The sequence below is a fragment of the Sphingomonas antarctica genome, assembly GCF_965137005.1.
Taxonomy (GTDB): Bacteria; Pseudomonadota; Alphaproteobacteria; order Sphingomonadales; family Sphingomonadaceae; genus Sphingomonas_O; species Sphingomonas_O antarctica.
In genome coordinates, this window is sequence record NZ_CBCRXM010000001.1 from 230,433 (window position 1) to 255,372 (window position 24,940).

The following is a 24,940-nucleotide window of genomic DNA, read 5'->3' on the forward strand; positions in this document are numbered from 1 at the left end:
GGCTAACAAAGTGTTAGCATCGCATAATGACTCGCCATCCGATCACGCCTTATAAATCCGCCGGGCACCCGCTGCGTCGCGGGTTTATGCCGGTTAAGGCCACTTTGCTGTCGCGCGAACCGCTGAACGACATGCAATTGTTCGTAATGACTTTTGCCGCCGGATTTCTGGCCTTTTACGGCTTTCTGTCCTGATCGCAGGCCCGATGCAGTTTCCATGCCAGTCCGGCGGAAACCACGCACATCGCGGCAATCAGGACCAGCTGACCGGTCGCCGCGATGCCCAGCGCTGTCAGCGCGTAAGCCAGCACCGCGCCGATCACCATCGCCCCTGAATTGACGATGTTGTTGGCCGCGACGACGCGCGCCGTTTCGGTTTTTTCGACGGTGGTCGTGAGAAACGCATAAAGCGGCACGACGAACATCCCGCCCGCTATGGCGACGCCAAGTAAGGCGAGGATCATCAGCGCGGCGAGAGGGTGATGGAGAAATCCGCCCAACGTGGTCAGCTCGGTCACACCATGCTTGTCCCAACTCAGCGCGACGTAGCGCAGCAGCAAGACGAACACCGCCATCGCCAGCACCGAAGCGGGAGCGAAGCGCGCCGAAACCTGGCTTTTCAACAGCCGGTTGATCGCCACCGATCCGACGGCGATGCCGATCGAGAAAATTGCGATGAACATGCTCGCCACCGCTTCGTTGGCGCCGAGGACGTTCTTCACCAGCGGCGGGAAGACGATGATGATCACCGCGCCGATGGTCCAGAAAAAGCTGATCGACAGGATCGCCAGGAACAGGCGGCGGACGTGCATCGTCGCCCGGACCAGCCGAGCAGACGCGCGCAACAAATGCCAGTCGAGCTTTTCGCGGCTTTCGCTTGCGGGCGGAGCCGGGGGCACTTGCCGTCCGCTGAACCAGCCGAGCGTGGCGAGCGCCAGGACCGCCACGCCAACGGCGCGCGGATCACCCGATATGAAGCCCGCGACGACGGTGCCGCCGAGGATCGCGAGATAGGTGCCCGCCTCGACCAATCCGGTGCCGCCGAGAACCTCATCGGGCTGCAGATGTTGCGGCAGCAATGCGTATTTAATCGGACCGAAAAAGGTCGAATGCACGCCCATGCCCAGCACTGCGGCGAGCATCAGCGTGACATTTTGCAGCATCAGCCCCGCAGCACCCACCGCCATTATGCCGATCTCGGCGGTCTTGACCCATCGGATCACGCGCGCCTTGTCGGTGATGTCGGCCAATTGCCCCGAAATCGCCGACAGGATGAAGAAGGGCAAGATGAACAAGGCCTGCGCGATTGCCGAGAACTGCGCCTCGCGTGCCGCGTCGGAATAAAGCTGGTAGGTTACGAACAGGACGACCGCCTGTTTGTACAAGCTGTCGTTGAACGCGCCCAGAAATTGCGTTGCGAACAACGGCAGGAACCGCCGCGAGCGCAGGAGGTGGATGCTATTCTGCATCATACGCGGCGCGACGCCTTCATCCGAAGCGCCCCTAGTCGCCTTTCGCCGCGACGCCAAACGGTCTAGCGTCTTCGTCGTGCTGACGCTTCCCAACCTGCTCACCCTGTCGCGCATCGTCACGGTGCCGGTACTCGTCGCTTTGCTGTGGTGGCCTTGGCCAACGGGCTATGCGCTCGGCTTCGTGCTTTACTGCCTGATGGGCGTGACCGATTATTTCGACGGCTATCTCGCGCGTGCTCAGGGGGCGGTGAGCAAACTCGGTCAATTCCTCGATCCGATTGCCGACAAGATTATGATCGCCGCGGTGATCCTGATGCTGGTCGGCACGCGGCACGAAGCGGCGGCGATCCAGGGCGTGAACATCATCGCCGCCCTGGTAATATTGCTGCGCGAAATCGCGGTGTCGGGGCTGCGCGAATTTCTGGCCGGGCTGCGGGTATCGGTGCCGGTCAGCTGGCTCGCTAAATGGAAGACGACCTTTCAGATGATATCGCTCGGCGGGCTGATCTTGGCGGGCGCGTTGCCCGAATGGCATTGGCTGCACCTCGCCAGCCTTGGCTGTTTGTGGATTGCCGCCGTCCTGACCGCGCTGACCGGATGGGACTACCTCCGAGTCGGCCTGAAGCATATGGACTAAGCCAGCGCTCGCCACAGGCTGAGCGCGCTGGTCAGCGTCAGGACCACGCCGACAATCAGCAACAGGGCCCGTGCAGGAACCCTCCGCGCCAGCATTGCCCCGAAAGGTGCGGCCAGCACGCCGCCGACGATCAACCCCGACGTCGCAAGGGTGAACGCCGTCCATCCGAGACTGAGGATGAATGCGGCGGAGACGACGACCGTCAGAAAGAACTCCGCAGTGTTGACCGTCCCCACGGTGCGGCGTGGATCGGTGCCTTGCAGCAGCAGGTTTGACGTCACCACCGGTCCCCAGCCGCCGCCGCCCACAGCATCGAGGAACCCGCCGACCAGGGCCAGCGGCGCAACCACTTTTGGACGGCGCGTCTCATGCGTGTAGCGCCAGCCGCGCCACAACAGATACAATCCGGTCAGCGCCAGATACGTCATAACGAACGGCCGGGAGATGCTGGCGTCGAGCTGCGACAAGGCATAGGCGCCGAACACACCGCCGATAATGCCGGGCACGACCAGGCGGCTGAACAACCGCCAATCGACATTGCCGTGCAACGCATGGCTGATCCCGGATGCCGCGGTGGTGAACACTTCGGCCAAATGCACCCGCGCCGACGCCTGCGCCGGGGGCATGCCGAGGATGCTGACCAGCAAGGTGTTGGAAATCAGCCCGAATGCCATGCCTAGCGCGCCGTCGATCAACTGGGCCCCGAAACCCACCGCGAGATAGGGCAGGGCGGCTTCCAGCGTAGCAGGATCGACGATCATCTGCCGGTCATAACGCATGCAGGGTTTGAATGTCGCGCCGTCGTCCCTTAAATGGTTTCACGATGAGCCTGATCAGCTATCTCGATTCCGTGAAGGCGCGCGATCCCGCGGCGCGGACGCGGTATGAAGTCTTGCTCTATCCCGGTGTGTGGGCGCTAGGGTTCCACCGTGCCGCGCATGCGCTGTACCGGATCGAGCTGTATTGGCTGGCGCGGCTGATCAATCACATAGGCCGCATGCTGACCGCGATCGACATCCATCCTGGCGCAAAGATCGGGCGCAATTTCTTCATCGATCACGGCTTTACGGTCATTGGCGAGACGGCCGAGATCGGTGACGACGTGACGATTTATCAGTGTGTCACTCTGGGTGGGACCGACCCGGCGGCGGGTATTCCCGGCAAGCGCCACCCGACGATCGGCCATGGCGTCATCATCGGTTCGGGCGCGCAGGTTCTGGGTCCGATCAAAGTGGGTCCCCGCGCGCGCATCGGTGCCAATTCGGTAGTGACGCGCGACGTGCCCGAAGGCGCGACGATGGTCGGCATTCCGGCGCGATCGACGCTGGTCGAAGCGACCGAATATGAAAAGGCGTTCGTGCCTTACGGCACACCGTGCGGCGAACGCTTCGACCCGGCGACGCAGCAGCTCGAAATCCTCAAATGCGAGGTCGAGCAATTGCGCGCGCGGCTGTCCGCGATGCTCGACGAAAAGACCAAGTCCGCCTGATGGGAGTGGTCATGCCGTTCCCCAAGCCGGGGGCGCAGATCGGGTTCGAGCGGCTGGAACTGGAACGCATCCTCGGCCTTTATGGGCGGATGGTCGCGGCAGGGCATTGGCGCGATTATGCCATCAGTTTCGACCGCGACGCAGCGGTGTTCAGCGCGTTTCGCCGTGCCGCCGAAAGGCCGGAAGTCCGGATCGAAAAACGCCCGTCGCTCCGCCAGAAGCAGGGGCAATGGGCGCTGATCGGCGAGGGTGGAGCGATCCTCAAGCGCGGGCACGACCTCGCGCCGGTGCTTGCCCCCATCGAACGGCGGCTGATGAAGCTTGTCGACGGTTAGGTCGAGGCCGGCCGCACGGTCAGCGGCAAACGCAGACGCACCGTTTCGGGCAATCGCTCGACGACCAAGCGCCGCGCCTGTCCCCAAAAGGCCGAGAGCAGCAGCAGTGCCGAGCCGATGACGAACGCCGTCAGCGCGACGTTGAGTTCGACCGCGCCAAACTGTCTGAACAATTCGGTCAAGGCGTAGAGTACGTAGGCCAGTGCTGAGACCAGCAACGCGCGGCGATCGACGGCCAGCGCGACTATACCGAAGCCGACATAGATTCCGATTACCAACAGTCCGGTGCCGAGAGAGATCGAATCACCGCGGGTGATCCCGAGCAACTGGAACACCGGGTGTGCGATCATCGGCGCGGCGAGCAGGTGGAGCCAGAAAGCGACGTCGCTGCGGCGCGTCTGGCGCGAACGGTCGCTGCCATCCCAGCGCATGGCGAAAGCGAAGACCGCCAGCCCTGCGGCCAGCACTAGTGCCATTACCAGATTTTCCGACGGGTGGGTGCCGCCAAAGCTGGCGAGGATCAGCCCGATCACACCGCCGACGACGGTTGCCGTGCCTGCAGCCACCGTGATCGGCACCATGAAGCGCCGCCAGTGCAGCCACGTCGCAACGCCCGCGACACCAGCCGAAAACGCGCCCAGCCAGGCAACCGGCGCGACGTTGTTGCCGAACTGCTGTTCACCGATGATCAGCCCGCCAATGACCATGCTGGTCATGAACACCCCGCCGGTGAAGGCAAGGAGCAGAATGATGCTGGGCAGCGCCATACGGCGTTGACGCGTGAAATATTCAGCGAGCAACCACGCCGTCGCGGCGACGAACGCGCCCATGAACGGCGTCGGGCCTTTCCCTTCGAGATGCGGTGGGATGGTGTAGCCTATCCACGCGACGGCAAAGAGCAGGATGCCGGCGGCAATTGTGACGAAAATATCGTTGAAGCCGGTGAGCAGGCGGAAGCTCTCTTCATCTGCCGCCGGTGCTGCGCGGGTTGTTTCGACATGTGCGCGGAGCGCCTGTGCTGCGGAGGGTGTCAGAACGCCTGCTGCTATTGCGCTTTCCAAGTCCTGTTCGCTGTACATCGCATCCTCCTGTTACCGACCGTATCGCACAGGTGTGTTAGTGTTGCAATACGCCATAACACGCGATTTCCGTCGAAAGCGGTGTCGATGTCCGCTACCCTGATCTTTCGATCAGATGCGCGCTATACGGGGACAGCATAAGGAGGCTTGAAATCGTGCCGGGGGCAGCAATGGAAATGGGCAGCCTGTTGTCGACGCGCAGTGCGCGGGTCATCGCGCTCGCCCGGGTGATGTTGGCGATCTTCCTGATGCTGACGACGGTTTCGGGCATGGCTGGTGCCTCGGTGCGCAACCTGGTGATAGGTTATCTGGCCTATGCGCTGATCATTCTGGCGCTGCTCTACCTGCGCGCCTTTGCCATTCGCGTACTCACCCTGCCAATCGTGTTCCAGGCGATCGATCTCGCGGTTGCTGTCGCGCTGCTGTATTCGACGAGCGGCGGTGCCGACACGCCGTTCTTCACGCCGATGATCTTTCTGATTGTGTCCGCCGCGGTGCAATGGGGCTCGCGCGGAACGGTGATCATGACGGGGATCGTGCTGCTGGCCTATTTGCCGACCGGCATTGCCGCCGCAGCGCTTCCGGATCCGCAGCGTTTGCCGTTGCTGCGGTTCACCCTTCGCAATGGCAATGTGCTGGTCGTTGCCACTTTGCTGTGGGCCTTTGGGCGGCACGTCGAACGCCTTCTCACGGAACTCAGCCGCTTGTCATACCCCGCCGTCGATTCGGCGAGCGACGATCCGCCGGTCGCCGTCGCCATTTCACACGCGTTGAGGGTGTTTGGCGCGGAACGCGGCGCGTTTCTGTGGGGTGAGGGCGACGAACCGCAATTATGGCTCGAAACCGAGACGGGCGAACGCCACGAATTCGGTAGCGGCATGGCAATCGACGATCTCGTGAGGTGGCAAGCCGAAGAAGCAGTGTTCCTGTGCGATCGCAGCGGGCGAACGCTGTATCGCCGAGAGGATCGCATGGTGACTGGCCCGCGGTCTCCGCTCGATCCATCGTTATGGAGCGCGCTGAATTTCGACCGGGCCTTGGTGATGCGCGTCTTGGTCGAGGATTTTGTGGGCTGGCTGTTTGTGCTGGACCACGAAGAACCCGCTTCGGAGGATCTTCAGGTCGGAGCGACGATCGCCGCGCAAGCATCCGTACTGATGGAACGCTGGCGTGCGCAGGAGCTACGGCGTGGTGCCGTGGCCGGCGAGGAACGAGTCCGCCTCGCGCGCGACCTGCATGACGGCGTGCTGCAATTTCTTGCCGGGTCCGCCTTGCAAATCGGGGCGCTGGAGCGGGAGGAAACCTTGTCGGAAACTGGACGCGGCCGTCTTGCGACCCTGCGCGCTGCCCTGACCGACGAACAGCGCGAGTTGCGCGGCCTGGTTGGTGCGCTGCGCCCGACGCGCGGTCCTGGTGTCGTCATAGCCGACGAACTGACCGCGCTGGCCGATCGGCTAGGCCGTCATTGGGGTATCGAGGTTGCAGCGAGCGTCGATCCTGTGGATTTGCGTGCCCCCGGCAGCTTGATGTTCGATCTGACCCGGTTGATGCGCGAAGGGGTGGCCAATGCCGTCCGCCACGGCGCGGCACGACGCGTCGATGCGGTCGTTAAGCGGCTCCACGGCGCCATCGAACTGCGCATCGCCGACGACGGCAAGGGGTTTAGCGAGACGGGCCGGTGGACCGACGAGCAATTGTCGCGCGACCGCTTCGGCCCACGCAGCCTGCGCGAACGCGCGCGGGCACTGGGTGGCTCGCTCGACCTGGAAACATCACCCGGCGACACCCGGGTCCGGATCATAATCCCTCGTAAGGAAGCCGCATGACGCGTATCACCGTACTCGTTGCCGACGATCACCCGCTGATGCGCGATGGCATTGCCGGCCTGTTCGTCGGGACTGAATTCGACGTCATTGCCCAGGTCAATGACGGCACTGCCGCTCTGGAGGCGATCAAGGCGCATCAGCCGACGGTGGCGGTGCTCGACATCAACATGCCCGGTCATAGCGGTGTCGACCTGTTGCGCATGGCGCGGGCCGAGGGCTGGGAGACGCTGATCGTCCTGCTCACTGCCGGGATCGATGCCGAATTGCTCGACGAAGCATTCCGGCTTGGCGCGGATGGATTGGTGCTAAAAGACTCGGCAGGCGACATGTTATTGCGCGCGGTGCGCGGCGCGATCGAGGGGGAGCCGTGGTTCGACAAATCGGCGATGCAACAAGTCATTGCGCATCTGGGATCGATGCCCCCCGCCGGTCCCGCACTGACGACGCGCGAAAACGACGTTGCGCGGCTGGTGTCGAATGGCCGCCGCAACAAGGAGATTGCTCACGAGCTGGGGATCAGTGAGGGCACCGTGAAGATGCACCTCCACAACCTTTATCAAAAACTCGAAATCGGTTCGCGCACCGAATTGGTCATCCTTGCGCGCGATCGGGGTTTCGACCGCGCCTGATCAGCCGCGCGTGCCCGAGGGCGTAACCAGGCCGCTCGCCTGAAGCGCCTTGAGCGCCATTGCGCCTTGTTCGGCACCGGAGTTTGGCACGATCTCGCCTTCACGCGATGTGATCTGGCTCCACGCCGCAGCAACGCCTTCGGGCGTGCGCTCGCCCTCCGGCAGCGCGACGCCGGGCGTCAGCGTGACATAAGCCGCCGCGACTACGCCCGCGCCCGCCGCGACGATTGCGTTCGACGGTGCGTCTTCGCTGACCAAGAACAGGGCCGCGGGAACGACATTTTCTGGCGCGAACAATTTGAAGGCTTCGGGCGGGAACAGGTCTTCGGTCATCCGGGTGCCCGCTGTCGGGGCAAGCGTGTTGACGCGGATGTTGTATTTGGCACCCTCGAGATAAAGCGACTTCGTAAAGCCCGCGAGCGCCAGCTTGGCCGCGCCATAATTGGTCTGGCCAAAATTGCCATACAGTCCGGTCGACGACGCGGTCATCAGAATGCGGCCATAGGCCTGTTCGCGCATCGTTTCCCACACCGCCTTGGTCGCGTTGGCGGCACCCATCAAATGCACTTGCACGACCAGTTCGAAATCGCTCGGCTCCATCTTGGCAAAGGTCTTGTCGCGCAAAATACCGGCATTGTTGATGAGGATATCGACCGATCCCCATTCGGATTTGGCACGCGCGACCATCGCTTGCATCTGGTCATATTCGGTGACGCTGCTGCCGTCGGCCATCGCCATGCCGCCCGCCGCCTTGATCTCATCGACGACCTGCTGCGCGGCGTCCGACGTGCCGGTGCCGTCGCGCGACGCGCCCAGATCGTTGACCACCACTTTCGCGCCGCGCCGTGCCAGTTCGAGCGCATAGGCACGACCCAGACCGCCGCCTGCACCGGTGACGATGGCAACGCGATCCTGAAAACTGATGGTCATGCGAATCTCCGTGAAATGAAAAGGGCGCCCGGCCTAATGACCGGACGCCCTTGTCATGCGGTTGACGCGAACGTCAACGGCGGCGGTGCTTGGCCGGACCGCCCTTCGTATCGGATTCACGTGCGCTCGACTGCTTGCAGTGATCGGTCACTGTGCGCGTGCATCGCGGATAGTCGCCCGTGGCAGCAGGGGCAGCCATGCCGCTGTCGGCCGGCGCGGTCATCGGCGCAGCCGTCGTTGGGGCGGCCATCGTGGAATCGGTCGTCGGCGCCGACATTGTACTGGTCGTCGTCGTGCTGCTGTCCGGCGGCGTCGTCTGATCGGTTGTCGTCGTCGGCATGGTGGTGCTGGTGGTTGTCGTCGTCTGGTCGGTCATCGTGCCGCTCGTCGTCTGGGCGACAGCGGCGGTGCCGAACATCAGTGCGGCAATCAGGGCCATTTTCTTCATCGTCAGTCTCCATTTGGACCGCGGGAGGGGCTGCGGTGCTGGAGGTCTAACCCGCAAGTGCCGCGACGGTTGCAACGGCTGGTTGCGGAAACGAAACGGTTCGGCTCAGGCGATACCCTCGGCGTCGAGCGCATAGCCCGCCGATCGGACGGTGCGGACGATGTCGGCGCGGCCGCCTTCGTTGATCGCCACGCGCAGGCGGCGGATGTGCACATCGACGGTGCGGGCCTCGATATCGCTGTCCCGGCCCCACACCGCGTCGAGCAGCCGTTCGCGCGAAAACACCATGCCGGGGTGTTCGAGCAGATGCCGCAACAAGCGGAATTCGGTCGGCCCCAGCGTCACCGACTGACCGCCGCGCCGCACCTTGTGCGCCGCCGTATCCATCTCGATATCCGCGTATCGCAGCAGCTCGCCCGCCAATGCCGGACGCACGCGTCGCAGCACCGCGCCGACGCGCGCGACCAGTTCGCGTGGCGAAAACGGCTTGGTGATATAATCGTCTGCGCCGGTTTCCAGCCCTCGTACGCGGTCGTCTTCCTCACCACGCGCGGTCAGCATGATGATCGGCACGTTGGCAGTCGTCTGGTTCCGGCGCAGTTGACGGCACACTTCGATCCCCGACAAATTGGGGATCATCCAATCGAGCAGCACCAGATCGGGCGTATGCTCGCGTGCCAGCAGCAAGGCTTCCTCACCATCGGCCGTATGTGTCACCTTATGGCCCGCGCGTTCGAGATGATACACCAGCAATTCCGCCAGTGACGCGTCGTCCTCGACCAGCAGGACGGCGGGAACGCTCACCCGATTTCACCTGCGCCGCGTTCACGCTCGGCCAGTTGTTCGCCGGTGGCGGCGAAATAGACCATCTCGGCGATGTTGGTCGCCTGGTCCCCGATGCGTTCGAGGTTTTTCGCGACGAACAGCAACTGCGCCGCCGCACCGATCGTTGGCGGGTTCTCCATCATGTGCGTGACCAGCGCGCGGAAAATGGAGTCGTAGAAATCGTCGACCTGTCGGTCGCGCCGCGTTACCGCCGCCGCCTTGACCGGATCGCGCGCGGCAAAAGAGTCCAGCGCGTCGCGGACCATGGCCATCGCCGCCTCCGCCATCGCCGGAAGGACGCTGACCGCCTCGATCTTACGGTCGTTGCGGATTTGCGGGACGCGCTTGGCGATGTTCTTGGCATAGTCGCCGATCCGTTCGACCACTCCGGCCATTTTTAGCGCGGCAACGACATCTCGCAGGTCGCGCTCAGCCAACACGCCTTGACCGATGATTGCCACTGCGAGCCGTTCGACCTTTGCCGCCATGCTGTCGATCGCCGCATCTTCGGCAACAATTGCCGCGGCACCAACCTCGTCACCGCGGGTCAGCGCGGCGACGGACCCGGCGATCGCGCGTTCGGCACGCCCGCCCATTTCGGCAATCAGCACGCGCAACTCGCCAATCTCTCCGCCGATGCTCGGGGGTTCATTGCGGATCTGGGTTGCCATCGTGTCGAGCCTTTGCGTCATATGCGTGACGGTTCGATGACAGCGGTCATTGGATGACCGGCAGCTCGACGATTACCGTGGTGCCCACGCCCGACTGGCTGCGTATGTCCAGCCGCCCGCGATGCCGGTCGACAATGTGCTTGACGATGGCGAGGCCCAATCCTGTCCCGCCCGATGCACGACCGCGCGCATCGTCGACGCGGTAGAACCGCTCGGTCAGGCGCGGCAAGTGCTGTGGCGTGATCCCCGGCCCCTGATCCGCGACGCTGAGCATCGCCATGTCCTGCGCGACCCACAGGCGCACCGTGACTGCGCTGCCGGGATCGCCATAGCGGCGGGCATTGTCGATCAGATTGTGCAGCAATTGGCTGAGTTGCGCGCGGTCGCCGCGCACTGTCGGCTCCGATTCGATTGCGAGATTGAGGGCCGCGAACGATCGGCCATCTTGGCTGACGGTTTCGGCGGCAACATCGGCAATCAAGTCGGCCAGCGCGATCTGCGCATCGGGCAGGATGAACCGATCCGCCTCGATCCGGCTGAGCGACAGCAGTTCTTCGATCAGGCGCTCCATGCGCTGCGCTTCGTCGCCCATGATTTTGAGGAAACGCGCGCGGATAGCGGGATCGCCGCCGGCATGATCGTCTTCCAGAGTCTCGATGAAGCCCCGGATCGCCGCCAAGGGCGTGCGCAGTTCGTGGCTGGCATTGGCCACGAAATCTGTACGTAGGCGATCGGCCAGATGCCGTGCGCTGCGATCGACGATCTGAACGACGCGACGACCGTCGATCGTCGCGCTGATCCGCATTTCCAGCCGCTGGTCCGCGCCGCCCGGCCCGGAAAATTCGACCAGCCCATCGGCGCTCGCCGCGATCAGTGCCGCTGCCTCGGGCTGACGCAAGGTCAATCGAATGTCGCTGTTGGCGATATGCGCCCCGAACATGGTCCGCGCGGCGGTATTGGCCAAAACAACGCGCGTGCCATCCAGCACGATTAGCGGATCGGCAACCGCGTCAAGCAGCGCGTCGCTCATCCCCCAAGCCGCTCCAGCGCCGAGACCAGTTCGTCGAACCCATCGATCACCGCATCGGCTCTCATTTCTTCCAGGCTGTGCAGCAAGAACCCGAAGCTGACCGCGACCGACGGCACGCCCGCATTGCGCGCCGCCTGCATATCGTAAATCGAATCGCCGACGAAGGCCGCGCTTCCGCCGCCCAGCCGCGACACCAATTCGTGGATCGGCGCGGCGGACGGCTTGGCATTGCCGCGCCCCAAAGTGTCGCCGCCGATCACCGTCTCAAATCGATCGAGTATATTGAGATCGCGCAATAGCTGGACCGCGAACGATTCGAATTTGTTGGTGACGACACCGACCCTGCACCCGTGTGCCTCGAGCGCATCCAGCGCTTCGAGCATCCCGGGAAAGGGCTGTGTGTGCACACTCAGATGCGTCTCATAATAGCCCAACATGAGTTTGTAGAGCCGTTTAGCCTCGTCGTCGTTGCAGCCGCCGGTCGCGTCGAGCGTCTGCATCAGCATGTGCTTTGCCCCGCCGCCGATCATAGGTTTGACCTGTTCGACGGTCAGGGGCTGGCGACCCGCCTCGGCCAGTGCGACATTCACCGCGGCAGTCAGGTCGCCCGAGGTGTCGAGCAGGGTACCATCAAGGTCGAAACCAACGATTTGGAACGGGAAGGCCATGCGCCGCCCTTGCCGCGTTCACCCCGCGAAGACTAGGGGCAGGGGATGAGCGAACTGGCCATTATCGTCCTTGCCGCCGGGCAGGGCACGCGCATGAAATCGGACCTGCATAAAGTGCTGCATCCAGTCGCCGGGCGGCCGATGCTGTTGCACCTGCTGGCCAGTGCCGCCGAACTGCGCCCGGCGCGTACCGTGATTGTCGCGGGCGCGCGGCGCGAACAGATTGCGGCAGCGCTGCCCGATGCGACGATCGCGGTGCAGGAGGAGCAATTAGGCACCGGTCACGCCGTTCTGCAAGCAAAGGATGCGCTTGCCGGTTTCGATGGCGATGTGCTGATCCTGTATGGTGACGTGCCGCTGGTCCGCGCGGAAACGATGCGCGCGATGATTGAGCGGCTGCATGCGCCAGACGCACCGGCGGTCGTCGTGCTCGGTTTCACGCCCGATGACGGGGGTGCCTATGGTCGGATCATCGCTGCGGACGGCGTCATCTTCAAAATGGTCGAATATAAGGACGCCAGCGACGCCGAGCGCGCCGTCCGCCTGTGCAACTCGGGCCTGATGGCGGCACACGGCGCCGACCTTTGGCCGCTGCTTGCGCGTGTCGGCAATGCCAACGCGGCGGGCGAATATTATCTTCCCGACATCGTCATGCTCGCCACACAGGATGGCCGCAAATCGGCAGTGATCGAGGCCGAGGCTTGGGAAGTCGCGGGCGTCAACAGCCGCGCCGAACTCGCTGCAGTCGATGCGTCTTGGCAACAGCGTCGCCGCACCGACGCCATGGCTGCCGGAGTATCGCTTCGCGCACCCGAAACCGTGTGGTTCAGTTGGGACACCGAACTCGGTCGCGACGTTACGGTCGAGCAGAATGTCGTCTTTGGCGCCGGCGTCAAAATTGCCAACGGCGCAAACATCCGTGCCTTTTCGCACCTCAAAGGCGCAACGGTCGGCGAGAGCTGCGAAGTCGGCCCCTACGCCCGCCTGCGTCCCGGCACCGTGCTCGGCAAAGATGCCAAGATCGGCAATTTCGTCGAAACCAAGAAGGCGGTGCTCGGCGAAGGTGCCAAGGCCAACCATCTGACCTATCTCGGCGACGCCGTAGTCGGTGCCAAGGCTAATATCGGCGCAGGCACGATCACCTGCAATTATGACGGTTTCTTCAAATACCAGACAGTAATCGGCGAAGGCGCATTCATCGGCTCGAACAGCGCCTTGGTTGCGCCGGTCAATATCGGCGCGGGCGCGATCGTTGGCGCTGGCGGGGTCGTGACCAAGGATGTCGATGCCGACGCATTGGCCCTGATCCGGCCCAAACAGCGCAACCTCGCCGGATGGGCAAAGCGCTTCCGAGAACGGATGCTCGCGCATCGAAAGGGTTGACGCGATATCACGATATGATATCGCGATATCATGCGAACGCTGGTTGATATTCCCGATGATGACGTTCGGCGGCTCGACGATCTTGCGGTCAAGGGTAATCGGTCGCGCGCCGCAGAGATACGCGAGGCGGTAAAGCGTCATTTGCAAGATAAGGGCGATCTTGATTGGATCGCGCGCGGTGCCGGATATTGGGCTAATCGTGACGACATTCCTGATGGTGTCGAATACCAACGCGCCATGCGTGAGGATCAAGATTTGGGATTTGAATGGCCGCCCCGGTCTTCGACACCAACATCCTGATCGATTGGCTGTGCGACCGGTCGGGAGCTAGCGCCGAACTCGCGCGCTACACCCGGCATCGCATCAGCCGCTTGAGTTGGGCAGAAGTGCTGGCAGGTGAGCCTTCGGATCGCCGCACGCACGTAGCTGGTCTGCTCAGTTTCTTCGAAATCATCGAAGTCGATTCGCGGATCGCTTTGGCAGGTGCAGCTATCCGGCACCGCAACCGAATGAAGCTGATCGACGCAATCATTCTGGCTACCGCGCAAGTAAACGATTCGATCCTCGTCACACGCAACACCAAGGACTTTCCGGCCAACATGCCGGGCATCCGCGTCCCTTACACTCTCTAGCGAAAGCCAAGTTTCATGTGCGGCATTATCGGCATCGTCGGCAGCGCGCCGGTTCAGGACCGGCTGGTCGATGGGCTCAAGCGGATGGAATATCGCGGCTATGATTCGGCGGGCGTCTGCACCGTCGATCACGGCCAGCTGATCCGCCGCCGCGCCGAAGGAAAGCTGGCGAACCTTGTCCGCGTCCTCGCCGAAGATCCCGCGCCCGGCACTACCGGCATCGCCCACACGCGCTGGGCGACGCATGGCAAGCCCAACACCAAGAACGCGCATCCGCATGCCACCGGCGAAGTCGCCCTCGTTCACAACGGCATCATCGAGAATTTCAAATCGCTGCGCGAGGAGCTTGAAGCGCGTGGCCGCGTGTTCGAAAGCGAAACCGACACCGAAGTCGTCGCCCATCTGATCAGCGAGCAGGTCGAAAACGGCGCGTCGCCCGAGGATGCAGTAAAGGTCGTGCTACCACGCCTGCGCGGCGCCTTCGCACTCGCCGTTGCTTTCCGCCAGCATCCCGAACTGCTGATCGGCGCGCGCCTCGGCTCGCCGCTGGTTGTGGGCTATGGCGAGGGCGAAACCTATCTCGGCTCGGACGCCATCGCGCTCGCGCCGCTGACTCAGCGCATCAGCTATCTCGACGAAGGCGATTGGGTCGTCATCACCAGCACCGGTGCGCGGATCTTTGACAAGGACAACAACCCTGTCGAACGCGAGATCGTCGCCTCGGGCGTGACCAGCCTGTCGATCGACAAGGGCAATCACCGGCATTTCATGATGAAAGAGATTTACGAGCAGCCGATCGTCGTAGCTCAGACGTTACGCTCGTACCTTCGACCGCTCGAACAACAAGTCGCGCTGCCGCAGATGGAGTTCGACCTGTCGACCATCGAGCGCGTCGTCATCGTCGCGTGCGGTACCGCATCCTATGTCGGTATGATCGGCAAATACTGGATCGAACAGATGGCGCGGCTGCCCGTCGACGTCGATGTCGCAAGCGAGTTCCGTTACCGCGATCCGGTGCTCGGGCCGGGCGTGCTCGGCGTGGTCGTCAGCCAGTCGGGCGAGACTGCCGACACGCTCGCGGCACTGCGCCACATGAAGGCGGCAGGAGTCACGACGGCGGGCATTATCAACGTCCCGACCAGCAGCATGGCGCGCGAAGTCGACCTGCTCCTGCCGACCCATGCCGGCCCCGAAATCGGCGTCGCCTCGACTAAGGCGTTCACCTGCCAGCTCGCAGTGATGGCCGCACTCAGCGTCAATCTCGCGCGCGCCAAGGGCAAGCTCGACGCGGCGGCAGAGGGCGAAATCGTCCGCCACCTCGAAGAATCTCCCGCCGCGATCAACGCCGCGCTGGCGCACGATGGCAATATCGAGGCCATGGCGCACATCATCGCGGCAGCACGTGACGTCCTTTATCTCGGCCGCGGCGTCGACTTCCCGCTGGCGCTCGAAGGCGCGTTGAAGTTGAAGGAAATCAGCTACATCCACGCCGAAGGCTATGCCTCGGGCGAAATGAAGCACGGCCCGATCGCGCTGATCGACGAAGCCGTCCCGCTGATCGTCATCGCGCCGGGCGGGCCGTTGTTCGAAAAGACCGTCAGCAACATGCACGAAGCGATGGCGCGCGGTGCGAAGGTGGTGCTGATCTCGGACGCTGCCGGTCTTGCCGAAGCGGGCGGCGACGCGATGGCGACGATCGAGATGCCGACCGTGCACCCGCTCATCGCGCCTTTGGTTTACGCGGTGCCGATCCAGCTGCTCGCTTATCATGTCGCCGTGACCAAGGGCACCGACGTCGATCAGCCGCGCAATCTCGCCAAGTCGGTCACGGTCGAGTGACGCGATGCAGCCCGCTAATCCGCTAATGTGAAGATCGAACATAGTTCTGCCAATTCGAACATAGTCTTGCAGGCTGACTGACTTCTGAAAATAGCGCCGAACAGATATCTCGAACATAGTTCTGCGTGACAACACCTGCGAATCCGCAGGATGAGCGGAAAAACAGCGACCCATCCGCGTCGGCCACTGCCGGGGCGGATGGTCGCGATCACCTAAATCAAAACACCAATCCAAGAGGAGCAGCTTATGGACGACATCGTCCTCGAGCCGACGACGCGTGCGCGCGTCAAGGACATTCCCGCCAAGCGCAAGGCGACCACCGATCCGCTGGGCACCACGGTGCAGATCGAGGCGGATCTGCCCGATGAGCCAACCAGTCCGGACGGGTTCACATCACGCCAGATCCTCCAGCTCACTCGCGATCGACTTCGCGAGCGGGCCAATGCCGACCCGACCTGTGCCGGCAGCTGGTGGACCGCGCTGCCGTCGGGCCACTTCCACGTCTTCGCATTCGAGAACGGACAAGTGCTCGACGACTTCGTCGTGGAGAACGATCCGATCGGCATCAAGCACGGAATGCTCAAGACGGCGCTCATGCGCACGCTGGGCGTGCGCGACGAGGGCGAGGGGCCATTCAACGCCCGCATGAAGACGTTCCTGCAGCTGGGGCTGTTCGGCCCAATCGGGATCCAGCGCGAGCGCCGCAACTACGGCTACTCGCTCACGTCGGCGCTGAAGTGGGCGGTCGCCATGACCCTCCAGCGGGCATACATCCCGCCCAGCGCCGTCGTGGATTTCCTCGACAGGCACGACCGCGACCTGCAACGGATGTTTCGCAGTCTGCGTAACGGGAACGGGCCGCCCCTGGTGCTCAGGATCAACATCGAGGCGTTGCACCCGCTGGGGGACGAGCAGCGCTCGAAAGGCAGAGGCTCGCGAGGTGGCGACGCCGGGACGCTCAGTCTCGGCGAGGCGACAAGGTCGCCGTTCGACATGGAAGCAGCCGCCCCGGCACTCAACATCGACCTGCGCGAACTCGGCAACAAGCTGATGGTCAACCTCGCCGACGCCGGTGTGAGCGTAGCCAAGATACTGCACGCGCAGCGCATCCTGCCGGATCTCAGCGCGCGGCCGACGCCGCCGCCTGCGCCATCACCTCGCGAATCATCGGAAGCTGATCAGACCTGAGGCCGGCAGGACGCATCACCTGCCACGGCCTGCAGCCCGGCCCTAGCGTCGCCGCCCAGTGCGCTGCGCGGCGGCGCCTGAAAGCATCGAGAGGTTCCTCGATGGCAGCGAGCGCAGTCGTGGCCAAGGGCCGCTTCGAGCGACGCTTGCCGAACCAGCCGCTCCTCCGCACACGCCGCTCGATTTCGGCCGGCGTCGCTCGCACGGGCGGAATGAGCGCCCCCACGATCGTCGCCTCGCGCTCCACCTCCCGCGCAAGCGCTGCATCCAACGCTGGCCAGTCGGCGCGAGGCGTGCGTCCGGTGCGCGGGTTCACGGCCGACGTGGAATGCGGCAAGCTCATGCCGCCGACGGACACAAATTCCGAACCGGCCACGACGGTGCCACCCCGTTCGAGATGGGAAAGGAAACCGTCCATCAACAAATGCAGCAACGGATGCATGGCCTTGCGGTGGCTTCGAACCATGGCCGCCGCCCAGCCCCGCTCCCCGAAGAAGGCGCAAGCGGCCGGCAGGTGCGGAAACACCGGAGCCCAGTATGCCGCCAGACTCTCGTTCAAGCCCGACTGATCGACCTTTCGCGCCGACCGCATCAGCGCCACTCCCGCCAACCGCGTCACGTAGTGGTCGCGCCAATGCGACAGCGGTCGCGCGGGCATCGCGCCGGTCGTAATCGCGTTCGCCGCGCGCGCCAGATCGAGCAGGAGGTCGGGAACCTCGACGTCAAGGCTCGATGCACCATCGACCGGACAGTTACGCTCATCGGGAGCGACGTAACCATGCCGGCCCGCCGATGACCTTGTGACCATGCTGTCCCGCAGCCAGCATCCGTGCTCCGGGCACACCGGGAAGCCCGGAAGCTGATGAGCGACCATCCAGGTCGCGAAGCCGTGCGTCGCGCGCTGTGCGACAACGCACTCCGGGCAAAAGCGCAACGCGACGCCAGCGCGGATGCGAAAGGCGGCGACGCCGAGCCTATGATGTGCGCTGGACGCGTCGCTGGCCCGCATGTCGAACTCCGCTGCGCTCCGCGCCTCCTCGTCCTGGAATGCAGCGTAGAACGGGAATAGCGTGTGCCTCAGCAAGCCCGCGCCATCCAAGCCGGACAGCGCCGGCAGGTTCGACGCAAGCGCGTCCAGTCCCGAAGGCAGGTCAAAGGTCGCTACCGCCGAGCGACGTCCAAACAGCTCGGTCGCGTGCTCGGCGGCGTTGGGCGATCCCGCTAGGAAACCGTGGCGGGCGAGCACCCCGTAGAGGAGCTCGCCCGCGATCGGAGCCGGGAACACGGCCAACGTCACGACGCCAGGATCTCGTCCGGCGTCGCGAGCATACCGGCAGCCGCCAGCGCCGCAGCCGGATCCTCGGACGACGCGGCGATTGCGCGCATGTCGTCAGCCAGCACCTCCTTCTTCTTCGAGGGCGGACGCTTGACCTTCTCCGGTCGGGGCGCAGGCTCTGCGGTGAGGAGGTCGGTGACCGCCTCCATCATACCGAGCAGATCGTCGGCGGCCACGGTCAGCGAGGCGTTCGCAACCACGCGCTCGACCACCTCCGGCGCGTGGCCACGCTGCACGAGGCCGGCCTTCAACGCGGTCCAGGGCACATCCTTGGCCTTCGTCTCGGCATCCGTGATGCGCTGGCGCAAGTCGCGCAGGTAACGCAACTCGCGCTGGGTCCGGCCGGTCTCCTGACACAGCAGGCGCTCGACGTGCTGGTGGAGCGGCTCCAGATCCTCCCACCGTTCGAACATCTCCGGCCGATTCTCGCGCAACGCCTGCATCATCGGCTGGATGAGGCCGAGCTCGTCCTTGGCGATAGAGCGGAACAGGGCCGCGTCCATGGTCTCCGGAGTGCCATATACCTCGCCCCTGCTGATGGTGCGGAGCTGGCCGAGCAGCACGAGCTTCACAGCGATGTCGATGATTCCTTGGCTCTCGTCGTAGATCGCCTCGCTGATGTCGGGCGTCAGCGCCGTCGGCACCGCCGTCCACTGGTAAGGCCACAGCCGCTCGAGCCAGTCGTCCCACTCCTGGCCACGCGACATGCGCGACCAGTTCGGCTGCCCAAGGCCGCACGCGCGCCGCGCCTCGCGGAACGCGCCGTCAATGATCGGGCGCGCCTCGTTGGTGCCGATGAGCATGATGGGAACGCCCAGCATGTTCACCAGCGTCACCAGGAAGTTCACCAGCGGCTTGACGCCCTCCTTCGACTGGCGCGCGTGCTGGATCTCGTCGATGACGATGATGCCAACCGCGTGCAGCGTGACGAGGTGCTGCACGAAAAGCATCATCTCGTCGCCGGCGACGCGCTTGCCTTCCGCCCCGAAGCGCTCAGCGTAGCGCGTGCCCAGCACCTTGTCGAACGCGGCGAGAAGCGCGATGCAGAGCTGCTTGCGACCGCCCGTCGAGGGGCACTCGATCTTCAGCCACACCACCTGCTTGATTACACCGTAAGGCAACACCTGCTCCACCACCTGCGGGATCTTCGAAAGCGTGCGCATGATGGTTGTCGTCTTGCCGGTGCCTGGGTCGCCGATCAAAGTGGAGCAGGGCGCGTTGCTGTGGGTCAGGGCCGGCATGGACGCCTGAACCTCGTCGGGAGACGCGCCCGTGGCGAGCCTCTGGATCGCCGCCGCGCTAGCCAGCAGCGCCGGCCGATGCATGCCGCGCGCGGGGTCGCGCGCCTTGTAGCCCTGCCTGATCATCATACCAACGCGCTCGGCGAGGTCCACGTGGTTCCCGTTTGGAAAGACCGCGTCCAGCACGCGCAGGCCGCCGTAGCGACGTTGCGTGTGCGGCAGACCGCGCTCCGACTCGGCGTGCTCCGGTTTCACGATCAGCATGTCGTAAAGCTCCAGCCACGACGGGGGCGGCCCCAAAACACGGGTGAACGGGTTGCGCCACAGCTCCGGCAGCCAGCCTGCGGGCACCTCGTCGGTCGCCATGGGGGCGCCCGCCGTCGCGACTGCGACCGTCGAGGCCTCGGTCGATGCTGCCGCGACCGACATCACGTTGGAAACGTCGGCGGCGACCTGGTCGTCGGCGGCATTGGAAACACCGCCGACGGAAATAGCCGGTGCCAGCGGGTCTGCGATCAGATCACAGCCGTTGAAGCCGTCGTGGAGGTTGATGTCGAGCATGTCAGTTCCTTCCCTTCAATCGATCCGCCAGGGACGGCGTCGCGTGGTTGTCGTTCGACTGCCGCCCCTGGGCGGCTTCCGCCGCCGGACACGCCGACGGGAGAACGGTAGGTGCCGGGGTTGCGTGCGGCGACATGTCAGCATGATATTCAGAGACCTGCTCGACCATATCGAACTCGCGTTCCTCCCGGGTCGCCTCGCGGATGCCTGACGTCTCGGCCGCGGCGGACGGCGCGGGCGGAGTCCGGGCCATGGCGGCCTGGGCACGTCGACGGTCGTCATCCAGTTCCTTGTCGGCGACGATACCCTCCGCGGTTTCCCGGAGGTCGGCCCAGGCGGCCGTCGCATTGGCCTCTTTCTGCTCGTCGGCGAGCTCCCAGAAGGATGCTCCGCCGAAGCGGCTATCGGTCAGCTCCGCCACGCGGAAGCCGAACGGCGCCCTCGCGTCGTGGACGTAGATGACGTCGGTGAAGCGACGGTCGAAGCTGATCGGGACCGAGCCGCGGCCCGTCATGGAAACCTTGTCGAACCAGCCGTCGTCGACCGCGTCGGCAAACGAGTAGCTGGCGCCCTTGAAGAAGAGCCCGGTTCGACGGCAAACCGCCGTGCCCTGCTCCAGCAGCGCGAACTTCACCGCTTCCGGGTGCGCCCGCTGCGGCAGGCCAAGAGCGGCCACGCCCCAACGCCACATCTCGGCGGGGACCGCGGGCACCTTGTCCGCGATCATCTCGGGCAGGAGCGGGTAGTCCTCGATGCGATGGCGGTTGTTGTAGTGGAGGACGCAGATGATGATCGCGCGCGTCAGCTCGTCCAAATCATAGGCCGTTTCCAGGCGGTAGTCCTCTGCCCCACGCTCACGGAAGTCAGCGTGAACGAAGCCGGGCACGTGCGGCTTCAGCATCGCGTGGATCAACCCGAACCGGCGCTCGACGATGCCCTTCCAATCGGGCCGATAGGCGGTAACATTGCCCACGGTCACCCCGAACTGCGAGATAAGGCCGAGGACGCCGGACGATTTCATCTCGCCATTGTCGCCCTCAAGGATCGCGCAAAGGTGCTGGGTCGGCCAGTCCTCCTCGTCGATCTCGACGCCGTATTTCGCACAGAACTCGACCTTGCTGGTCATCGCGTTGGCCAGCGCGGTCATCGCGCCGATCCACGACGGGGGATCGAGCGACAAGGCGAAGCCGACGATCATGCGAGTCCAGACGTCGACGACCACATAGAGGGTCGGCCGCCACACAAGCCTGCGGCGGTTACGCCGCGAACGGGCGTAGACGTCGATCTGCGTCGCGTCGATCTGGTAGCGGGCGCCAGGGCCCCACGCCTCGTCGGTCGAATTGCCGAGCAGCGGCCGATGGCGCCGCGCGTATACGGACTTGCCGAGGCGCTTGATTTCAGCCTTCCAGCGTTTCCGCTCGCGATGGTAGTGGTAGACGAACTGCTCGTAGCGCGGCAGTCCGAGCCTCTCATAGGCTGCGTCGGGGATCTTCTTGCCGAATTCCTGGCGGAGCTTCTGCACCGCGTCCCAGAACCCGACGCGTAGGCAGTGGTGAAAGGCATCGACCAGCTTCACCTTGCCGACGGCGTCGTGCAGATCGAAGCCAACGCGGAAAACCTTCTTCATGGCCTCGGTGACCGGCGTGCCCCTCGGGTTGCCGTCCTTCGGCGCCGGCCCCGACTTCTTGCCGCCCTCGCAGACCGGCCGCGGGTCGCCGGGATTGCCGCACTCCTCGTAACTCGGGCGCAAAGCGTCCTTCGCCATGCCGCCGTGGAAGACCTTCATCAGGTTGTTGTTGATCGTCGCGGCGCTGGCACCGCGCTTTCCGGCCGCGATGGCAGCCGTTGACGCGCTAGCGACAAGCTCTGCGCGGTGCTTGCGGTCAAACACGTCGGTCGTGGCGAGCAGCGGTTCGACGATCGCCCACGCCTCGTCGCGCAGCTTGAGGTGCTTCGTCCGCGCCTCGGCGCGCTTCCTCGCCCGCTTGTTCCCCTCGGCGCTGCCGATGTAAACGTGGTCAGGAATGAAGGCGGGTGCCTGGCCCGCCTCCACCTTCCAGCCGTTGACCACAACCTCGCGCTCCAACTCCTCGCCGATATGCGTCTCGGGCGTGGACGTGGGGTCGTCCACGTCCACGGTGAACACCGCATCTTTCGACCAATCGGTCCACACCACCTTCAGGCGACCGTAGGCGCCCAAGGTGTCGATGACGGAGTGCTGCGCGAGCATGGCTTAGACCGCCCCGCCGGCCAGCCGCAGCTGGGTGACCGCACCAAACGGCGTCAGCCGGGAGACCCCGTCCAGCACCACGAGCCCACGGGCCAGCAGCCGGCGCACGGCGGACATGCCGGTGCCCGGAGCCCATCCATGCAGGCGCTCGGCGGCCTGGCAGGTCTCGACGAGCGTGCCCGACGCAGCGTCGGCCAGCTCGACCAGCATGGCGTCGGCGCACTCGTCCCAGTCCACCGCGTTAGGCGACTTCAGGCGCGCGACCTGCGCCCACTGGGCGCGCTCCTGCGCGCCGATGCGCTCGGCGCGCGACACCGAGCAGCCGGTGACGACCTTCCACGCGATCCCGCGGCGGCGCCAGTATTCGCGCTCGATCGCGAGCTTCTCGATGACGCGGCGCCTACGGAGCTCGCTCGCCGACTTGACCGCGAGCGCAACGCCGCGACCTCCGGCCAGATCGACGAGCAGGTCCGACGTCATGACGACATCCACGCCGTGGTCGGCGGGATGCGCGATTCCGAGCTGATCGGCGATCACCATCGTCTCCGCGCGGTGCAGCGGAAACTGCTCGCGGATGTCGAGCACGTCGGGACGACCGTCGAACTTCAGGAAGACATCCTCCTCCATGTCCGAGAACAGGTGCTGGACGCGACCCGTGGTCTGGCCGAGACGGCGGTGCACCCGGCCCGACGAGGAGAAGCTGGTGACGGTCAGCCACGGCTTGTAGTCCTTGCCATGGCCGCGACCGCGGCCCTGCTTCAGCATGCGCGCGATGCTCTTTTCCGTGGTGCGACGACGGGCCATGTCAAACCTCCCCCGACGTGCGGGGCGTGATCGCCACCAGCTTGGCACGTGCCCGGCGATCGGCGCTCTGCTCCCGACGGATGCGCCGGCGCATGTCCGCAATGCGGGCGCACCGCTCGATCGCCTCATCGAGATACCGCGTCGTGCTATCGCCCGCGCCGGCAAACTGGGCGGCAACGAGCGGACGCTCGCTGGCACGAACTGCCCTGACCATGCCGGTCAGCGGCTCGATCTCGAATTCGACGCGGTGGCGGCTACGCTCGAAGCTCCGCATGACGCGCTCGATGGCCGGCTTGGCGCCGGCGAAGTAGGTGTCGTTCTTCATTGGTCTCTTTCACGCATGAGGCCACACCCCGCAGCGCGCTTGACGCACCGGGCGAAGCCGATCTCGAAATACCCCACCACGCTGGCGGGGACGGTTCAGAGTGATGCGAGAAGGGGCGGACGGACCTTCGACAGACGCGCGTCCACGCACACCGCGACGTCGTCGCGGCGGTTACGCCCTTGACCTCGAGGGGAGGGGCGTGCGATTGGAATGGCGGCTGTAAAAGGTGTCCGGCGCTTCATCGCGTCGGATGTCAGGTCATCATCGGCTCTCCTTCCTCTGTTCGCCCTGGTAGGCACGGTTGAAGCGCGATCCTGGGACCACGCCGCTCGCGGGGGTCGTCCGTTGGCGCGGACGATCCCCGTATTCGTTCTAGCTCGCCTCCGGATGCCCGGCCTGGCCCAGCTGCCACTTGTCGCCGACATGCTCGACCTCACCGCGACCCAGCATCTTGCGCAGGATCGGCGATATGCTGGTCCGGGCGACGGTCGCGCCGAAGCGCGCCTGCATCGCGTCGATCATCTGCCGGATGCCAATCGGGGACCCCGCTTCGGCCAGAACCTCCTTCAACATCGCGCGAATGGTGCGCGTGCGCGGCGTTCCATCTGCGTCGCCGCCAGGGAAATACCGCAGCAGTGCCGTCTCGACCTCGATCGCCCGCGCAATCTCGTCGACACGGGCGACAAGCGTCGCACGCTCCCCCGACAACGTCGCGATCCTCGCCAGCACGTCACTTCTCCTCAGCGTTACGCTCTCGTCGGGGCCGGGGTGCGAATCATCATTGCTCATACTTTGCGTTGATTGCCGCAACCCGGCCCAGAGTCAACGGTGAAACTACGCGGACACCGTAGTCCATGTCCGCGCGGACTACATAAGCCGAGTTGATTGGATGATCAACCGTCTAAACGCTTGAGCAGAATATTTAGGTGTTTTAAGTGGACATCGCCCAACCGCGTCCGGCTCTCCAAGAGCCACCGCGTATGTATTCCGTCGCGTAGGCGGTCACTATTACCAATCAGGGGCGATGAACTGGTTCTCGTTTGGAGAGAGGAAAATGGTAATGGACACCACCGTCAGCGCCCAAGTGGCACCACGTCGCGGGCGCAAGACCCTCAAGGGCTATGGTTTTGACCTTCAGGCGAAGCAGATAATTCGAAACGAACTCATTCGGAGCGGCGTCAGCCACGAGGAACTGGTCAAGCGGCTGGCACGAATGGGCGTGATCGAGAACGTGCCAAACCTACGCAACAAGCTCACCCGAGGGCGCTTCAGCGCTCCGTTTCTCCTGCAGGTGATGGCTGCTCTTGGCGCGAAGTCGATCGATCTCGACGAGGCGCTGACCGACCTAGCGACCGCGAATTAG

27 protein-coding genes are annotated in these 24,940 nt (G+C 64.4%); 12 read left to right on the forward strand and 15 right to left on the reverse strand.

What is annotated here, in order from left to right; translation table 11 throughout:
• The first annotated feature begins 26 nt into the window (after positions 1 to 26).
• Complete coding sequence (locus ACM9ME_RS01220; protein WP_415641582.1) at positions 27 to 194, forward strand: hypothetical protein; 168 nt, start codon at positions 27 to 29, stop codon at positions 192 to 194.
• Here ACM9ME_RS01220 and ACM9ME_RS01225 read toward each other — a convergent pair.
• Entirely contained in the window at positions 176 to 1,468 is a 1,293-nt protein-coding gene (locus ACM9ME_RS01225) for an MFS transporter (protein ID WP_415641754.1), read from the reverse strand. The genes ACM9ME_RS01220 and ACM9ME_RS01225 overlap by 19 nt on opposite strands.
• A gap of 79 nt (positions 1,469 to 1,547) precedes the next feature.
• Here ACM9ME_RS01225 and pgsA point away from each other — a divergent pair, with 79 nt between their 5' ends.
• Positions 1,548 to 2,108: a CDP-diacylglycerol--glycerol-3-phosphate 3-phosphatidyltransferase gene (pgsA, locus tag ACM9ME_RS01230; RefSeq protein ID WP_415641583.1), complete on the forward strand. Its 561-nt coding sequence runs from the start codon at positions 1,548 to 1,550 to the stop codon at positions 2,106 to 2,108.
• Here pgsA and ACM9ME_RS01235 read toward each other — a convergent pair.
• Entirely contained in the window at positions 2,105 to 2,887 is a 783-nt protein-coding gene (locus tag ACM9ME_RS01235) for a sulfite exporter TauE/SafE family protein (protein ID WP_415641584.1), read from the reverse strand. The two genes, pgsA and ACM9ME_RS01235, sit on opposite strands and share 4 nt — an antisense overlap.
• A 44-nt stretch (positions 2,888 to 2,931) precedes the next feature.
• On the opposite strand from ACM9ME_RS01235, the gene epsC reads away from it, so the two are divergent.
• Positions 2,932 to 3,597, forward strand: a complete 666-nt coding sequence (gene epsC, locus ACM9ME_RS01240) for a serine O-acetyltransferase EpsC (protein WP_415641585.1) — start codon at positions 2,932 to 2,934, stop codon at positions 3,595 to 3,597.
• Positions 3,597 to 3,932 (forward strand): DUF2794 domain-containing protein, encoded by a 336-nt coding sequence (locus ACM9ME_RS01245; protein ID WP_415641586.1) that lies wholly within the window; start codon positions 3,597 to 3,599, stop codon positions 3,930 to 3,932. Before epsC ends, ACM9ME_RS01245 begins: the two co-directional genes overlap by 1 nt.
• Here the strand turns inward: ACM9ME_RS01245 and ACM9ME_RS01250 are convergent.
• Positions 3,929 to 5,011, reverse strand: coding sequence for a hypothetical protein (locus ACM9ME_RS01250; RefSeq protein ID WP_415641587.1), 1,083 nt, complete (start codon positions 5,009 to 5,011; stop codon positions 3,929 to 3,931). The genes ACM9ME_RS01245 and ACM9ME_RS01250 overlap by 4 nt on opposite strands.
• A gap of 155 nt (positions 5,012 to 5,166) precedes the next feature.
• On the opposite strand from ACM9ME_RS01250, the gene ACM9ME_RS01255 reads away from it, so the two are divergent.
• Positions 5,167 to 6,837 (forward strand): sensor histidine kinase, encoded by a 1,671-nt coding sequence (locus tag ACM9ME_RS01255; RefSeq protein WP_415641588.1) that lies wholly within the window; start codon positions 5,167 to 5,169, stop codon positions 6,835 to 6,837.
• A complete protein-coding gene (locus ACM9ME_RS01260; protein WP_415641589.1) occupies positions 6,834 to 7,466 on the forward strand; it encodes a response regulator in 633 nt (210 codons plus the stop codon). The genes ACM9ME_RS01255 and ACM9ME_RS01260 overlap by 4 nt, the downstream gene beginning before the upstream one ends.
• On the opposite strand, the gene ACM9ME_RS01265 is transcribed toward ACM9ME_RS01260, so the two are convergent.
• From ACM9ME_RS01265 to ACM9ME_RS01290, 6 genes are all read right to left on the reverse strand, one after another.
• A complete protein-coding gene (locus tag ACM9ME_RS01265; RefSeq protein ID WP_415641590.1) occupies positions 7,467 to 8,396 on the reverse strand; it encodes an SDR family NAD(P)-dependent oxidoreductase in 930 nt (309 codons plus the stop codon). It lies immediately after the preceding gene.
• Positions 8,397 to 8,469: 73 nt separating this feature from the next.
• Complete coding sequence (locus tag ACM9ME_RS01270) at positions 8,470 to 8,844, reverse strand: hypothetical protein (RefSeq protein WP_415641591.1); 375 nt, start codon at positions 8,842 to 8,844, stop codon at positions 8,470 to 8,472.
• A gap of 105 nt (positions 8,845 to 8,949) precedes the next feature.
• Entirely contained in the window at positions 8,950 to 9,648 is a 699-nt protein-coding gene (phoB, locus tag ACM9ME_RS01275) for a phosphate regulon transcriptional regulator PhoB (RefSeq protein WP_415641592.1), read from the reverse strand.
• Complete coding sequence (gene phoU / locus ACM9ME_RS01280; protein WP_415641593.1) at positions 9,645 to 10,340, reverse strand: phosphate signaling complex protein PhoU; 696 nt, start codon at positions 10,338 to 10,340, stop codon at positions 9,645 to 9,647. The genes phoB and phoU overlap by 4 nt, the downstream gene beginning before the upstream one ends.
• Positions 10,341 to 10,386: 46 nt before the next feature.
• Positions 10,387 to 11,370: an ATP-binding protein gene (locus ACM9ME_RS01285; protein WP_415641594.1), complete on the reverse strand. Its 984-nt coding sequence runs from the start codon at positions 11,368 to 11,370 to the stop codon at positions 10,387 to 10,389.
• Positions 11,367 to 12,038 carry an HAD-IA family hydrolase gene (locus ACM9ME_RS01290; RefSeq protein WP_415641595.1) on the reverse strand — a complete coding sequence of 224 codons (672 nt, stop codon included), beginning with the start codon at positions 12,036 to 12,038 and terminating at the stop codon, positions 11,367 to 11,369. Before ACM9ME_RS01290 ends, ACM9ME_RS01285 begins: the two co-directional genes overlap by 4 nt.
• A 45-nt stretch (positions 12,039 to 12,083) precedes the next feature.
• On the opposite strand from ACM9ME_RS01290, the gene glmU reads away from it, so the two are divergent.
• The 5 genes from glmU (at position 12,084) to ACM9ME_RS01315 (ending at position 17,080) form a co-directional block, all read left to right on the forward strand.
• Complete coding sequence (gene glmU, locus ACM9ME_RS01295; protein ID WP_415641596.1) at positions 12,084 to 13,421, forward strand: bifunctional UDP-N-acetylglucosamine diphosphorylase/glucosamine-1-phosphate N-acetyltransferase GlmU; 1,338 nt, start codon at positions 12,084 to 12,086, stop codon at positions 13,419 to 13,421.
• 30 nt (positions 13,422 to 13,451) lie between these two features.
• Positions 13,452 to 13,721 carry a ribbon-helix-helix protein, CopG family gene (locus ACM9ME_RS01300; protein ID WP_415641597.1) on the forward strand — a complete coding sequence of 90 codons (270 nt, stop codon included), beginning with the start codon at positions 13,452 to 13,454 and terminating at the stop codon, positions 13,719 to 13,721.
• Entirely contained in the window at positions 13,688 to 14,053 is a 366-nt protein-coding gene (locus ACM9ME_RS01305; RefSeq protein ID WP_415641598.1) for a type II toxin-antitoxin system VapC family toxin, read from the forward strand. Before ACM9ME_RS01300 ends, ACM9ME_RS01305 begins: the two co-directional genes overlap by 34 nt.
• Before the next feature lie 15 nt (positions 14,054 to 14,068).
• Entirely contained in the window at positions 14,069 to 15,892 is a 1,824-nt protein-coding gene (gene glmS / locus ACM9ME_RS01310) for a glutamine--fructose-6-phosphate transaminase (isomerizing) (RefSeq protein ID WP_415641599.1), read from the forward strand.
• 246 nt (positions 15,893 to 16,138) lie between these two features.
• The gene (locus ACM9ME_RS01315) at positions 16,139 to 17,080 is read left to right on the forward strand and encodes a hypothetical protein (protein ID WP_415641600.1); all 942 of its coding nucleotides are present in this window, start codon (positions 16,139 to 16,141) and stop codon (positions 17,078 to 17,080) included.
• On the opposite strand, the gene ACM9ME_RS01320 is transcribed toward ACM9ME_RS01315, so the two are convergent.
• From ACM9ME_RS01320 to ACM9ME_RS01345, 6 genes are all read right to left on the reverse strand, one after another.
• Positions 17,013 to 18,365 carry a TnsD family Tn7-like transposition protein gene (locus tag ACM9ME_RS01320; RefSeq protein WP_415641755.1) on the reverse strand — a complete coding sequence of 451 codons (1,353 nt, stop codon included), beginning with the start codon at positions 18,363 to 18,365 and terminating at the stop codon, positions 17,013 to 17,015. The genes ACM9ME_RS01315 and ACM9ME_RS01320 overlap by 68 nt on opposite strands.
• Positions 18,366 to 18,373: 8 nt before the next feature.
• On the reverse strand, positions 18,374 to 20,218 hold the full coding sequence (locus tag ACM9ME_RS01325) for an ATP-binding protein (protein WP_415641601.1): 1,845 nt from the start codon (positions 20,216 to 20,218) through the stop codon (positions 18,374 to 18,376).
• 1 nt (position 20,219) lies between these two features.
• Positions 20,220 to 22,448 (reverse strand): hypothetical protein, encoded by a 2,229-nt coding sequence (locus tag ACM9ME_RS01330; RefSeq protein WP_415641602.1) that lies wholly within the window; start codon positions 22,446 to 22,448, stop codon positions 20,220 to 20,222.
• 3 nt (positions 22,449 to 22,451) lie between these two features.
• Positions 22,452 to 23,252, reverse strand: a complete 801-nt coding sequence (locus ACM9ME_RS01335) for a TnsA endonuclease N-terminal domain-containing protein (protein ID WP_415641603.1) — start codon at positions 23,250 to 23,252, stop codon at positions 22,452 to 22,454.
• A gap of 1 nt (position 23,253) precedes the next feature.
• Positions 23,254 to 23,577 carry a hypothetical protein gene (locus tag ACM9ME_RS01340; protein ID WP_415641604.1) on the reverse strand — a complete coding sequence of 108 codons (324 nt, stop codon included), beginning with the start codon at positions 23,575 to 23,577 and terminating at the stop codon, positions 23,254 to 23,256.
• Between the two features lie 372 nt (positions 23,578 to 23,949).
• A complete protein-coding gene (locus tag ACM9ME_RS01345; protein WP_415641605.1) occupies positions 23,950 to 24,306 on the reverse strand; it encodes a hypothetical protein in 357 nt (118 codons plus the stop codon).
• A gap of 331 nt (positions 24,307 to 24,637) precedes the next feature.
• Between ACM9ME_RS01345 and ACM9ME_RS01350 the strand changes: the two genes are divergently transcribed.
• Complete coding sequence (locus ACM9ME_RS01350; protein WP_415641606.1) at positions 24,638 to 24,940, forward strand: DUF6471 domain-containing protein; 303 nt, start codon at positions 24,638 to 24,640, stop codon at positions 24,938 to 24,940.